Genomic DNA, 14,091 nt, shown 5'->3' with positions numbered 1-14,091 from the left:
TTATCCTCCAATCAATACGGTTGGCATGCCTGCAACAATACTGCCACCATGAGACGTCGTGTCTCCCATTCGGGCTGCAGGCTTATTGCTTAATAGCACGGTCGTGCTTCCCATCGCGATAGAATCTGGGGTTCCAACGCACACGCAAACGTCACTTACTGTCGCGGCCGGTAAGCTACCGATCAACACAGTAGGTGCCCCGGGACCGGTGACCGGACCTCCCACATGAGGGATCGGTGGCGTTGCAGGTGTCTGCATTGGGCAAACATGCATGTCAGTTATACGAGCAGCAGGTAATGTCATCGTAGTTCTCCTTGCTCAGCGGTTTGTGATTGGCTATCTGAAGTGCCTTGACCGCCTGCAGCGATATCCAAAGCCATGGCGATTGCGGCTTGATAGTAAGGTTTCGTCTTGTCCCATTGAGGCAAAGCGGCTGCGTGATTGATCGCACCTGCAGTCGCTTTAGCATACAGAAAAGGATCAGGCATAACGGGGGGAATATCTGGCGCAACGATGCTGCCCGAACCATTCCAAAATACCGCTTGAGCAAGCCAAGATGGCCCACAATTCAGTTCCAATCGATGAGAAAGATGTTCGGCTTTGCGGCGCAATTCTTCGGAGGGTGAACGCACCCAAGCCATACAAGTTTCGACACTCTGCTTTTGAAGTGGTGACCATTCCTCATTACGTTGATTTAAACACAACGCTCCCCACCAGATCGCCTCCCGGACGGGTAGAGCGTGAGTCAAAAACTGAACGAGATCGTTGTAGAGCTCTTTGTCTGTGAGTGAGTGAATTGCATCGCTGATGCTGGTTTCTTCGTCTAGCAGAGCTTTCGCCTCGTCGCTGGCTTTGAATCTCGGTAGTATTTGCCCAGCCGTTTGGTATGGAATCTTCTTATATTTCATTAGTTAACCTTTACAATTGCGCCTTTCACTTCACCCATTACGCCGCCATCAAATGTCGCTTTGAGACCCGATTTAAACTCCGCACTCAAAGAGCCTTCAGCAGAGAGCGTGGTGTCTGCTTTGATGGAAATACTCAAGCCAGAAATGCTGTTTGAACTGGTAGCTTCAAGCGCGGTCGTGGTGCCTGAAACTTTGTTGGCTGAAGTGGCTTTGCTGGTGACGTTGGTCCCTTCCAAATTCAACGCGCTGCTCGCTTTGACGTCGATATTGGTTGCTTCAATGGCAATGGATGATGAGGATAGGGTGATTTTGCTTGAGCCAACTTTGAGCTCGATAGAATCGTCAGCTTCAATCGAAATCGACTTGGCTTTTTCGCTCAATGCTTTGGTTACGCTCAGCGAGTAGTTGTCTTCTGTCGAGACAGACACCGCTTTGGTGATCGTCTGGCTTAATTCACCCTTGATGGTTTCGGTTTGGTTGTTTTCAACTTCTTGCGTCAGGTCTTTGGCTGCGCGAAGGTAAAGCAGTTCATTGTCTTTTTTGTCATCGAAGTATAGCTCGTTGCTCTGTCCGGAAAGTTGAGTTTTGATGCCTGACTTTGTTGTATTGGCTTCTGCGTATGGCGGGGCATTTTTGCTGTTGTAAACGCTGCCTGTGATGATTGGTCTATCTGGATCGCCATCGATGAAAGAGACCAGAACTTCTTGCCCGGCACGCGGCACAAACTGAGCACCGTAACCACTTCCCGCAAGCATCTGTGCAACACGAACATAGCAACTGGTTTTGTCACCGCTTGCGTCTGTATCCCATTGGAACTGAATACGTACACGACCTTGTTCGTCCTGATTAATATCACCCGCGGTTGATCCAGCAACGACTGCGCTCTGTAAACCCTGAACCACTTGTTTTGAGCAAGGTCGCGGGTAGTGAGGAGTATCTTTTGGAATCACTTTCAGCCTGGTGCTGCTCTGTGCATTTTCAGTGTATTCCACTTCCATACTGATGACCGAAAAGTCACCAAGTTGATCTTTGTCTAAATGGCTTGAAAGCGAGAAGTAAGTACCGAGCTCGAAGAGATCGTGTTTTGCGCTGGCAATGACACTTTGGTAATCCTGCTCAACATACTCGATTCGACGCTTGGCAAGATTACTAGAGAGATCCGTCATGTCCCCGCTGATACCCAAAGTCGGGTAACGCGTGTTGGCAAGTTTAGTGTTGTTGGCAATGGTATTGCTGGAGGTTTTACTGCCGCTGGTAATGAGTTTCGTCTGCGAATAATCGTAGCTTGATAGCTCAACACTCGCGCCATGAAAGGCAACGGTCGGGCACCAATCTTCAATCAGAGGGAGTGAGCCAGTCGGTGTTTCTTTCATGTCGAACTTTGCTGTGCTGGCTTTATCAAATGGGGTTTGAGCGTCTTGCAAAATCATGGTGTGTGAACCACTCGTATGCTCGAAATAATAATGAACACCTTCCTCAGCGAGCAGGCGAGAAACGAAATCAAAATCCGATTCGTTATATTGCAAACAATATTCACGCTTGGTCGAAGGCATGCTGGATATTTTATAGTTTCCTTTGAAACCAGCGTTGTCGAAAATATCACTGACGATTTCTTGTGTGGATTGATTTTGATAAACCCGGAAAGAATGTGTGTGTTTTAATAACCAAAACCACGGTTTAAGTGTTATTTCGTATTGGTGGTTTTGTAAATTTGAATCCATTCCTAAATGTTGGATCAATGTCACAATTCCGTTGTAGGAACGATTGAGTGTATTACTGCCAGATTGGTTGAAATAACGGTTTATCGTAAGAAATTGCCCCAACTGATCTTGCATGTCAAAGCCACTGGATACCAGCATTGCTTTGATTTCAAAGGGCTCTGATAAGGCTTGCTTTACTGTTGCATTGCTTATGATATGTTCTTGATTACTTGAGTCTTTTGCAGACATCAAACTAGCCGAACTGCTGTATTTATCAGCCATTGCATATCCTTATGCTTAAACTTTTAAATAATAAATTTTTGAAATATAAATACTATTATTAATCGAATTATTCAAAAAATAGCAGTATTAGATCTTATCCGCTATTCGATTTATTAAAAGAAAAGGAGTTCTTTATGGCGAGTCAAAATGCAAAAAAGATGGCGAAAGAGTTTTTGCAAAATGTAGAAAAGGACAGTAAGTCATATCACAAAAGTTGGGCGAGAAAATTCGGCAATAAATACCAATCTGCAAAGAACTGGGTAAAACGTGACAAGAAAATGGTTGCGATGGATATTGCGCAAAAAGGGGTGAGGACTGGTATCGGGATGATTCCATTTCCCGGTTCGAAAGAAGGTGCAGCCCTGTTAGAAGTTGCAGGTGGCGCAGCGTTAAAAGCCGCTTCTCGTAAAGCATGGGAAGAGGGCTCAAAGAAAGGCGTTAAATCTCTTCTTAATAAAAAAATTGAATCTGCTCGCAAACAACTCAAAACCAATTCAGTCGGAAAAGTCGATCATGAGTTCCTGGCGCTTTCAGCGCGTAAGCGTGATGAACACATTCATGCGATTCGTAAATTGGTGAAGTACGAAGTTAAGTTACTGCCAAAGCGTTCTGATGAACTCAGTTTGCGTTTATTCAAGCTGAAAGAGGCGATCAATGAGTCCCGTGTGAAGCTCAACAAAACCACCATGTCTTCCACATCCGCTATCGATAACATGCAAGCATGGACGGAGTTCTTTTCTGCCATCAAAGAGGTCGAGCATTACCAAGCGAAATTGCGTGAAAGCCTGATTCAAGTGCAAGAGATCACCAAGGATGTAGAGTGGTTCTTAGCTGCTTCTGAAGCGACTACCGACCAGATGAATGCACAAAACCTACCGCAACTTGAAGAAGCGTTTGACCAGATCCGTCGTAGTTACGGTAACATCAACTCGCTGAAACAACTGCAAGATATGATGTTGGAGAGAAACCTTGTTGAATCCGGTTTGTTGGATGAAAAAGACCTAACCTACAAACTGGTCAACTAGATAAATCTGCCGTTTGTTACCAAATTGAACCTAAATAGGGAGCCGTTTTGCTCCCTATTTCTATTTACTGTCTGAATTTATTGGTTTTTTATTGTCGACAATCTCTGGCTGTTCTCATTAATTTGTCTATATATTCACTCATAAATCACTTAATAGCACTATACCTTAGTCTAAATTGTCGACAATTTACTTGATTGTCGACAATTTGATCGTCTATTTTATATTCAGGTTAACAAATTGTTGACACTTTGATTTCTAAATACGAGTGCCTTGAATATGAATACAGAATTGAAAACTCGTCATAAAGTGATTGTCTCTGAGAAGGAACACACTAAATCTGAATCGCTGACCGAATCGTTAGTGGAAGCGATTGTGAGTGGTGAAATTGAACCGGGCAGTAAAATCTCAGAGCCTGAATTAGCCAAGAAGTATCAAGTGAGTAGAGGTCCTTTACGTGAAGCCATGATGCGCCTTGAAGGACTTGGTTTGATTGAGCGTATTCCACATGTTGGTGCTCGCGTTATTACTTTCTCTCCAGAAAAGCTCATCGAATTATATTCAGTCCGCGAGGCATTAGAAGGCATGGCTGCCAGACTCGCGGCTCGCTATATCACTCAAGAAGAATTACTGAGTTTGGAAATGCTATTGTCGACACATTCCAAACACATCGATGAAGTTGAAGGGGCGTCTTATTTCCACCAGCATGGTGACTTCGACTTCCATTATCGAATCATTCAAGCGAGCCGAAACAGCAAGCTTATCTCTTTGCTTTGCGACGAGCTGTATCACTTGTTGCGCATGTATCGCTACCAATCGCCACGTGCGCAATCTCGTCCTAATGAAGCACTCAATGAACACAAATTCATTCTACAAGCGATTCGCAATCGTGATGAAGAGCTGGCAGAAATGCTGATGAGAAGGCACATCTCAGGCAGCCGAAAACTTATCGAATTACAGATTCTACATTCTGAAAGTAAAGATAGAGAACAAGACTAGAAGGAAATTGTCATGAGCTTATCTCCGGGGGCGAGGTTCAGACTCGCCATTGAGCAAAACAACCCGCTGCAGATCGTCGGCACCATTAACCCATACTGCGCCATGATGGCGAAAAACTTGGGTCACCAAGCTATCTATTTGTCGGGTGGCGGCATCGCCAATGCGTCTTACGGTTTGCCAGATCTTGGCATTACGACATTGAACGATGTTTTGGTGGATGTGGACCGCATCACCAACGCGTGTGATCTGCCGTTATTGGTTGATATCGATACCGGTTTCGGCGGTGCATTTAATATTGCTCGAACCATTAAAGCGATGGAAAAAGCGGGTGCGGCGGCAGTGCATATGGAAGACCAAGTGGCACAGAAGCGCTGTGGTCATCGCCCAAACAAAGCGATTGTTAGCCAACAAGAAATGGTCGACCGAGTGAAAGCGGCGGTGGATGCACGTAATGACGAGAGTTTTGTCATTATGGCTCGTACTGATGCGTTAGCGGTTGAAGGCATGGACAGTGCGATTGAACGTGCGATTGCATGTGTGGAAGCAGGCGCAGACATGATCTTCCCAGAGGCGATGAATCAGCTAGACCAATATCAACAGTTTTCGACAGCGCTTCAAGACGCGACAGGAAAGCACGTTCCGATTCTTGCCAACATTACTGAGTTTGGACAAACACCTCTATACGGCTGTGAAGAGCTAGCGCAATCCAAAGTGGACATGGTTTTGTACCCATTGAGCGCATTCCGTGCGATGAACAAAGCTGCCGAGTTGGTTTACAAACACTTGCTAGAAGTTGGCAACCAAGAAGCGTTGCTTGATTCAATGCAGACACGAAAAGAGCTGTATGAGCACCTTAATTACCACGACTACGAGAATAAGTTAGACAAGCTGTTCTCCGAAGGTAAATAAGGTCAACTAAGAAACAAACGGAAGCCCAAGACAAATACTATTTAAGAATCTCTAATCCAATAACGTGAAAATTGTCTGATTCAAAAGAGCCCATTAAGAGAGCCAAATCAGACAGAAAAGGAGTTCAACAATGCCTCATTCTGTAGAAAAGAAAGCTGAGATAGGTGGCGCAGGTCTACGCGGCCAAAGCGCTGGAAGTACAGCTTTATGCACTGTCGGTAAAACGGGGACAGGTCTAACGTATCGTGGTTACGATATTACGGACTTGGCAAATCATGCTCAATTTGAAGAAGTGGCGCATTTGCTGTTACGCGGTCACTTACCTAATCAACAAGAGCTAGACGCCTACAAGACACATCTATTGAGCCTGCGTGGCTTACCAGCGGAGCTTAAACAGGCGTTAGAGCTGATTCCTGCTGATGCTCACCCGATGGATGTTATGCGCACAGGTTGCTCTATGCTGGGTAACTTAGAGCAAGAAATGGACTTTGAGCAACAGCTGCATGCTACTGAGCGAATGCTGGCGCTTTTCCCTGCCATTATTTGTTACTGGTATCGCTTCAGCCACGATGGCGTGCGAATCAAAACGCACGATAACAGTGAAGACTGCATTGGCGGCTACTTCCTAAAACTGCTCACCGATAAAGCACCAAGTGAAACGCACAAAAAGGTGATGCACTGTTCTTTGATTCTTTATGCAGAGCATGAATTCAATGCCTCAACATTTGCTGCGCGCGTGTGTGCTTCTACGCTTTCTGATCTTCATTCTTGTATTACGGCTGCTATCGGTACGTTACGTGGCCCACTTCATGGTGGGGCAAACGAAGCAGCGATGGAAATGATTCAAGATTGGCAAACGCCAGATGAGGCAGAAGCCAATATTCTTCAGATGCTAGAGAACAAAGACAAAGTCATGGGCTTTGGTCATGCGATTTATCGTGAAAGTGACCCTCGTAATGCACTGATCAAGCGTTGGTCAGAAGCGTTATCGAAAGAGGTGGGTGACACCCATCTTTACGCAGTTTCTGAGCGCGTGGAATCCGTCATGAAGCGAGAGAAAGGTCTGTTCTGTAATGCCGACTTCTTCCATGCTTCGGCTTACCACTTCATGGATATTCCAACCAAATTGTTTACACCAATCTTTGTGATGAGCCGACTGACAGGTTGGGCGGCGCACGTGTATGAACAACGTGCGAACAACCGAATCATTCGCCCAAGTGCGGATTATACCGGACCGGATCATCAAGACTGGGTGCCAATCGAACAACGCTAGCGCGTGATGCCTCTTTGTGAGTTTTGTCTTGATGGAATTCACAAGGGGCGTCTCTTTCACCGCGAATCCATTTCAAAAACAGTATCGCGGTGCGTTTAGGCACAAGATGTACACTAAAGCGGAAGCAAGCCCATGAGCATCACCACAAATATAAATACTCAATATCGTAAGCCGCTCCCGGGAACCCAACTCGATTATTTTGATACCCGAGAAGCAGTTAACGATATTTCTCCTGGAGCCTATGAAAAGCTCCCATACACCTCACGCGTTTTAGCAGAGCAGTTGGTTCGTCGCTGTGACCCGAATACACTCACTGATAGCTTAAAACAGTTGATTGAACGCAAGCGTGACCTTGATTTTCCTTGGTATCCGGCACGTGTGGTTTGTCATGACATTCTTGGACAAACTGCATTAGTCGACCTCGCTGGTTTGCGTGATGCGATTGCCGAACAAGGCGGTGACCCAGCGAAAGTAAACCCTGTGGTTGAAACGCAGTTGATCGTTGACCATTCACTGGCGGTCGAGCATGCAGGCTTTGACCCAGAGGCGTTTGAGAAAAACCGCGCGATAGAAGAGCGCAGAAACGAAGACCGATTCCATTTTATTGAATGGTGTAAAACGGCTTTTGAGAACGTCAGTGTTATTCCAGCAGGTAACGGCATCATGCACCAAATCAACTTGGAGAAAATGTCCCCAGTGGTGCAAGCCAAGCAAGGCATTGCTTACCCAGATACCTGTGTCGGCACAGACAGTCACACACCTCACGTTGATTCACTTGGTGTTATTGCGATTGGTGTCGGCGGTTTAGAGGCGGAGACGGTGATGCTTGGTCGCCCATCGATGATGCGTTTGCCAGACATTGTTGGCGTGAAGCTTACTGGTAAGCGTCAACCGGGTATTACCGCTACCGATATCGTGTTGGCGATTACCGAGTTCCTACGCAATGAACGCGTGGTTTCATCCTATCTCGAATTCTTTGGCGAAGGGGCGCGAGACCTAACCATTGGCGACCGCGCGACCATCTCAAACATGACGCCAGAATACGGTGCAACCGCTGGGATGTTCTACATTGATGAGCAGACCATTAATTACCTCAAACTGACAGGACGTGACGATCAACAGGTCGACTTGGTCGAGAAGTATGCTAAGCAAACCGGTCTGTGGGCGGATGATTTAGACACGGCAGTTTACGAGCGCGTGCTTGAGTTCGATTTGTCCCAAGTCGGGCGCAATCTGGCTGGACCATCAAATCCTCATCGTCGTTTACCTACTTCAGAGCTTGCTGAGCGCGGCGTTTCTGGCGAGTGGCAAGAGAATGAAGGCGAACTTCCGGATGGTGCGGTGATCATCGCAGCGATTACTTCTTGCACTAATACCAGTAACCCAAGAAACGTTGTGGCGGCCGGTTTGGTTGCTAAGAAAGCGAATGAGCTTGGCTTGGTGCGCAAACCTTGGGTGAAGTCTTCATTTGCACCGGGTTCTAAAGTGGCTCGATTATACCTTGAAGAATCTGGCTTACTCCCTGAACTAGAGAAACTTGGTTTTGGTATTGTCGCTTATGCGTGTACAACCTGTAACGGTATGAGTGGTGCACTTGACCCGAAAATCCAACAAGAGATCATCGACCGAGATCTGTATTCAACGGCGGTACTTTCTGGGAACCGCAACTTTGATGGTCGAATTCATCCTTATGCAAAACAAGCATTCTTGGCATCACCACCTTTGGTCGTTGCTTACGCGTTAGCTGGTACGATTCGTTTTGATATCGAACGTGACTCTTTAGGCACAGACAAAGATGGCAAGCCCGTTTATCTCAACGACTTGTGGCCAACGGATGAAGAAATTGATGCTGTGGTGGGTGAATACGTTAAGCCTGAGCAATTTAATCAAATCTACATTCAAATGTTCAAACTGAATGATGAGGCTCGCAATCCGAATCCGCTCTACGATTGGCGTCCGATGAGTACGTATATCCGAAGACCTCCCTACTGGCAAAAAGAGGGGGAGGGAGCACTGGCTGGTGAGCGGACTCTGTCTTCAATGCGTCCTCTCGCCGTTCTAGGCGATAACATTACGACCGACCACTTGTCGCCATCGAACGCAATTTTGGCAAGCAGCGCCGCAGGTGAATACCTTGCGAAGATGGGCGTGCCAGAAGAAGACTTCAACTCATACGCGACTCACCGAGGCGATCACTTAACCGCGCAGCGCGCCACTTTCGCCAACCCGAAATTGTTCAATGAAATGGTCAAGGAAAATGGCGAAGTCGTGCAAGGATCGCTGGCGAGAGTCGAACCTGAAGGCAAAGTGACACGCATGTGGGAAGCGATTGAGACTTACATGAATCGCAAGCAGCCGCTTATCGTGGTCGCAGGTGCGGATTATGGTCAAGGTTCGTCGCGAGATTGGGCGGCGAAAGGCGTTCGCTTGGCGGGGGTAGAAGCCATTGTTGCTGAAGGGTTTGAGCGTATTCACCGTACCAATTTAGTTGGCATGGGTGTATTGCCTCTGCAATTTAAAGATGGCGTGAACCGAAATACGCTCGAATTAGATGGCACTGAACTTTATGACGTTATCGGCGATATCACTCCTGGTGCTGATTTGGCATTGGTGATTACTCGTGCAAATGGCGACAAGGTTGATGTGCCGGTGACTTGTCGACTCGATACCGAAGATGAAGTTCACGTGTACAAAGCGGGCGGTGTGTTACAGCGCTTTGCTCAAGATTTCCTCTCGCAATAGATAGCGCAATAACGGAGCAAGATATGGATAGCAAGATGCAAAGCCAAATCAAAGTCCCGGCGACTTACATGCGCGGCGGTACGAGCAAAGGTGTGTTCTTCAACCTTGAAGATTTGCCACAGCCAGCGCAAGTCGCAGGTGAGGCAAGAGACAAACTGCTACTTCGTGTGATTGGTAGCCCTGACCCGTACGCCAAACAAATTGATGGCATGGGCGGCGCAACTTCCAGCACCAGTAAAACTGTGGTTGTGTCGCGCAGTCAGCGAGTCGATCACGACGTTGATTACCTGTTCGGGCAAGTATCGATAGATAAGCCGTTTGTTGATTGGAGTGGTAACTGTGGCAATCTTTCTGCTGCAGTCGGACCGTTCGCCATCCATGCAGGGTTGATCGACGAAGATCGTATTCCCGAAAAAGGCATCGTTACCGTTCGTGTATGGCAGGCAAATATTGGCAAAACCATATTGATTCATGTGCCAGTCGTAAATGGTTTCGTTCAAGAAACAGGGGAGTTTAAGCTTGATGGAGTGACGTTCCCAGCGGCAGAAATTCAAGTTGATTTTGTCGACCCTGCTGATGGTGAAGGCAGCATGTTTCCAACTGGCAATCTAGTAGACGATTTGGTCGTGCCAGATGTTGGGACGTTTAACGCCACTTTCATTAACGCAGGCATACCGACGATCTTCGTAGACGCAGAAGCGCTCGGCTACCAAGGCACTGAGCTTCAAAATGACATCAATAACGATGAATCAGTCCTTGCGAGGTTTGAGTCCATTCGTGCTCATGGCGCGTTAAAAATGGGGCTTATTGATTCGCTCGAAGAGGCTCAAACACGTCAACACACGCCTAAGATTGCGTTTGTTTCCCAGCCTAAATCCTATTTATCGTCGAGTGGTAAAACCGTAGAAGCAGGTGAGGTCGATATTCTCGTCCGGGCTTTATCTATGGGTAAACTTCACCACGCTATGATGGGAACCGCAGCGGTCGCCATTGCCTCGGCGGCATGCGTACCAGGTACTTTGGTCAATTTAGCGGCTGGTGGCGGAGAGAAAGAATCTGTGACGTTTGGGCATCCATCAGGGACGCTTAAGGTGGGGGCAAAAGCCAAACAAACAGAACAAGGTTGGGTGGTTGAGAAGGCCATCATGAGCCGCAGCGCGAGAATACTGATGGAGGGCTTTGTGCGTGTTCCCTCCAATGTCTTTGAATAGCACAATTGCATGGTAGTGATACTTAAGAGAAGCAATGTCAGGACATACTGGAGGAAGCAATATGTCTGCATATCAAAAAGAATACCTTTGGGCACAAAATGAACCGAAAAACTTTTGGCGTGCTCAAGCTGAAAACATCGATTGGTTTGAAGCGCCAAATACCATCTTACAAGCTGACGAACATGGGATTGAACGTTGGTTTCCTGATGGCGTGTTGAACACGTCATGGCTCGCGTTGGATTATCATTGTGAGCAAGGAAGAGGCGATAAAACCGCCTTGATTTATGATTCGCCAGTGACGGGTCAAAAACAAACTTACAGTTATCAAGCACTGCGCGACCAAGTGGCAAAAATCGCGGGCATGCTTTCTAACCAAGGCGTCACCAAAGGCGATCGTGTGGTCATCTACATTCCGATGATCCCAGAAGCGGCAATGGCGATGCTAGCTTGTGCTCGATTGGGTGCAATTCATTCGGTGGTGTTTGGCGGTTTTGCTCCGAATGAGCTCGCAGTTCGAATTGAAGACGCAGAACCCAAAGTCATCATGACGGCGTCTTGTGGCATCGAAATCAATAAGGTAATTCCATACAAACCAATGGTTGATAAAGCCATTATGGACAGCCGTTGGAAGCCAGAGAAAGTCTTTGTTCTTCAGCGCCCACAGTGCGAAGCGGAGCTTAATCTTGAGCGTGATTTAGATTGGCAGCAAGAATACGCGCAAGCTTTGCCTCATGCATGTGTCCCCGTGCTTGCGACAGATCCTCTTTATATTCTGTATACCTCTGGCACAACAGGGAAACCAAAAGGCGTGGTGCGTGACAATGGTGGCCATGCCGTAGCGATGAAATATTCGATGACGTCGATTTATAACATTCCTCAAGATGGTGTGTTCTGGGCTGCATCGGATGTAGGGTGGGTCGTAGGTCACTCTTACATTGTGTACGCGCCGCTTATTCATGGCTGTACAACTATTCTATTCGAAGGCAAACCGGTGAGAACACCAGACCCGGGTGCATTCTGGCGTGTTTGTGACGAATACAAAGTGGACGTGCTTTTCTCCGCGCCAACCGCTTTCCGTGCAATTAAGAAAGAAGACCCAGAAGGCGAGTTCATCAAGCAATACAACTTGTCCAACCTCGACTCTATCTTTATGGCAGGCGAGCGCCTTGATCCACCAACGCTAGAGTGGGTCGAAAGCAAAGCAGATAAGCCGGTCATTGACCACTGGTGGCAAACCGAGACTGGATGGGCGATCGCGGGCAATCCGACCGGTATCGAGATGATGCCGGTAAAAGCAGGCTCTGCTACCAAGCCGGTACCTGGTTATCAGGTCGAAATTCTCAACGAAATAGGCATGCCAGTAGGCGCAAATCAGCAAGGTTTTGTGGCATTGAAGCGCCCATTACCACCAAGCTGTTTACCAACTGTCTGGCGCAACCATGACCGCTTTGAAACCGGTTATCTAAGTCAATTTCCGGGTTACTACGTATCGGGAGATGGCGGTTACCTAGATGATGATGGCTACTTGTTTATCATGGGTCGTATTGATGACGTAATTAACGTTGCAGGTCACCGTCTGTCTACCGGCGAAATGGAAGAAATCGTGGGCGGTCACCCAGCGATTGCGGAATGCGCGGTGGTTGGTATCCATGATGAGTTAAAGGGTCAGCTACCACTTGGTTTCGTGGTTCTTAAAGATGGCGTGAAGGTTGATGATCTAACGCTAGAAGGTGAGTTGGTGGGCAAAGTACGCAACGAGATTGGTGCTGTGGCTTGCTTTAAACATGCGCTGGTTGTTGACCGTTTGCCAAAGACCCGCTCAGGTAAAATTCTACGAAGAACCATTCGTCAAATAGCCGATGGCGAGCAATACGTGGTGCCATCAACTATTGATGACCCATCCAGTCTTGGCGAAATCGAGCGAGTGCTTAAACGCGGTTAGCTAAGTACGATCTTAATTGAGTACGCTCTTAGGTTACCTAGGAGCAAGCTCAAACATCGAAGCCTCTTGCTTTGTCGACAAGAGGCTTTTGCATTCCTACTTGCCTAAATGCATGTTTAAACACACACTATATGGATTCTTATTTTTGGCTTAGTCCTTATGTCTACTTTTGTAATCAAACCAGCCCTTTTTGACGACCTTGAACAACTTAACGACCTAATGTTTGAGTTGCATGATGAGCACCACATTCAATCTCCGGAATTTTTCAAAACCGCAGAAGAAATCGAACAAGAGAAGAGTATTGCTCGCTATCTCGATAATCCTGAATGTTTGGTGTATGTCGCTAGAGTTGGGGATGAGATCATCGGCTTTGTATCTGGGCATTTCTGCGAGCTTATTTCTACGGTTAGCAAGCCAGTGATGATGGGAAGCGTTGATGAGCTGTACGTGTTACCCGAGTATCGTAAACAGGGCATTGCAAAAGCCTTGATTGAAAAGATTGAGGCGACGTTCGTTGATTACGGTGTACAACAAATGTTTGTTGAGGTTTGGGACTTTAACCAAACGGCGATTTCTCTCTATGAAAACCAAGGTTTTGGTCATCATATTCATTGGTTAAGAAAGTCGTTATCCAATCGTTAATTAATACGTCATTATGACGGTAAGTAAGTGATTCGTACTTACTATGGATGAAAGTGATAAGTTTGACAGTAGGTCTTTAATAATAGTTTTGTCGCAGCGTCTTGCGGCTCATGCTCATTCCAATTGGTGATGTTGTTTTTGTTTGCTTGTTTTGTAAGTGGCACATGAATAGTGCCTCATAAAACAAGAGGAAAATAACATTGAACCTATCAAAAACCTTACTTGCAACGGCGTTATTGCCAATGTTGGCAAGTGCAGATCAAGTCACGCAAACACAAAACAGTGAGATTCAGCCGGATATCGTGGGTGGCATCACGGCAAACCCTAACGATTGGAAATTTTATACACAGATAGTCAGCCGCAATGGTAATCGTTCTTTTTGTGGGGCGAGTTATATAGGGGATGGTTTCGTACTTACTGCTGCACACTGTGTGGACGGTGACGCACTGTAGTGGCATAGT

General features: G+C 46.8%; 11 protein-coding genes and 1 pseudogene. 9 read left to right on the top strand and 3 right to left on the bottom strand.

Going from position 1 to position 14,091, the window contains the following annotated elements:
- From KIO97_RS11945 to KIO97_RS11935, 3 genes are read right to left on the bottom strand one after another with little or no spacing between them, the layout of a single operon-like run.
- Complete coding sequence (locus KIO97_RS11945; RefSeq protein WP_005426629.1) at window positions 1–303, bottom strand: PAAR domain-containing protein; 303 nt, start codon at window positions 301–303, stop codon at window positions 1–3.
- Window positions 300–908, bottom strand: a complete 609-nt coding sequence (locus KIO97_RS11940; protein ID WP_285382653.1) for a hypothetical protein — start codon at window positions 906–908, stop codon at window positions 300–302. Before KIO97_RS11940 ends, KIO97_RS11945 begins: the two co-directional genes overlap by 4 nt.
- Complete coding sequence (locus KIO97_RS11935) at window positions 908–2,890, bottom strand: type VI secretion system Vgr family protein (protein ID WP_285382652.1); 1,983 nt, start codon at window positions 2,888–2,890, stop codon at window positions 908–910. The genes KIO97_RS11940 and KIO97_RS11935 overlap by 1 nt, the downstream gene beginning before the upstream one ends.
- A gap of 134 nt (window positions 2,891–3,024) precedes the next feature.
- On the opposite strand from KIO97_RS11935, the gene KIO97_RS11930 reads away from it, so the two are divergent.
- From KIO97_RS11930 to KIO97_RS11890, 9 genes and pseudogenes are all read left to right on the top strand, one after another.
- On the top strand, window positions 3,025–3,915 hold the full coding sequence (locus KIO97_RS11930; protein ID WP_005426534.1) for a hypothetical protein: 891 nt from the start codon (window positions 3,025–3,027) through the stop codon (window positions 3,913–3,915).
- 276 nt (window positions 3,916–4,191) lie between these two features.
- Window positions 4,192–4,911, top strand: coding sequence for a GntR family transcriptional regulator (locus KIO97_RS11925; protein WP_038884161.1), 720 nt, complete (start codon window positions 4,192–4,194; stop codon window positions 4,909–4,911).
- 12 nt (window positions 4,912–4,923) lie between these two features.
- Window positions 4,924–5,820: a methylisocitrate lyase gene (prpB, locus tag KIO97_RS11920; protein WP_285382650.1), complete on the top strand. Its 897-nt coding sequence runs from the start codon at window positions 4,924–4,926 to the stop codon at window positions 5,818–5,820.
- A 130-nt stretch (window positions 5,821–5,950) separates the two neighbouring features.
- Window positions 5,951–7,093 carry a 2-methylcitrate synthase gene (gene prpC, locus KIO97_RS11915; protein ID WP_285382648.1) on the top strand — a complete coding sequence of 381 codons (1,143 nt, stop codon included), beginning with the start codon at window positions 5,951–5,953 and terminating at the stop codon, window positions 7,091–7,093.
- A gap of 132 nt (window positions 7,094–7,225) precedes the next feature.
- Window positions 7,226–9,835: a Fe/S-dependent 2-methylisocitrate dehydratase AcnD gene (acnD, locus tag KIO97_RS11910; protein ID WP_285382646.1), complete on the top strand. Its 2,610-nt coding sequence runs from the start codon at window positions 7,226–7,228 to the stop codon at window positions 9,833–9,835.
- Between the two features lie 23 nt (window positions 9,836–9,858).
- A complete protein-coding gene (gene prpF, locus KIO97_RS11905; protein ID WP_285382644.1) occupies window positions 9,859–11,046 on the top strand; it encodes a 2-methylaconitate cis-trans isomerase PrpF in 1,188 nt (395 codons plus the stop codon).
- 61 nt (window positions 11,047–11,107) lie between these two features.
- Window positions 11,108–12,988 carry a propionyl-CoA synthetase gene (locus tag KIO97_RS11900; RefSeq protein ID WP_285382642.1) on the top strand — a complete coding sequence of 627 codons (1,881 nt, stop codon included), beginning with the start codon at window positions 11,108–11,110 and terminating at the stop codon, window positions 12,986–12,988.
- A 159-nt stretch (window positions 12,989–13,147) separates the two neighbouring features.
- Window positions 13,148–13,630 carry a GNAT family N-acetyltransferase gene (locus KIO97_RS11895; RefSeq protein ID WP_285382640.1) on the top strand — a complete coding sequence of 161 codons (483 nt, stop codon included), beginning with the start codon at window positions 13,148–13,150 and terminating at the stop codon, window positions 13,628–13,630.
- Window positions 13,631–13,830: 200 nt separating this feature from the next.
- Window positions 13,831–14,076: pseudogene (locus tag KIO97_RS11890) on the top strand (trypsin-like serine protease); the annotation flags it as partial.
- Window positions 14,077–14,091: the final 15 nt, after the last annotated feature.

It is taken from the genome of Vibrio sp. B181a, assembly GCF_030248375.1.
Lineage (GTDB): Bacteria > Pseudomonadota > Gammaproteobacteria > Enterobacterales > Vibrionaceae > Vibrio > Vibrio campbellii.
This window is presented reverse-complemented; position numbering and strand designations above follow the sequence as displayed.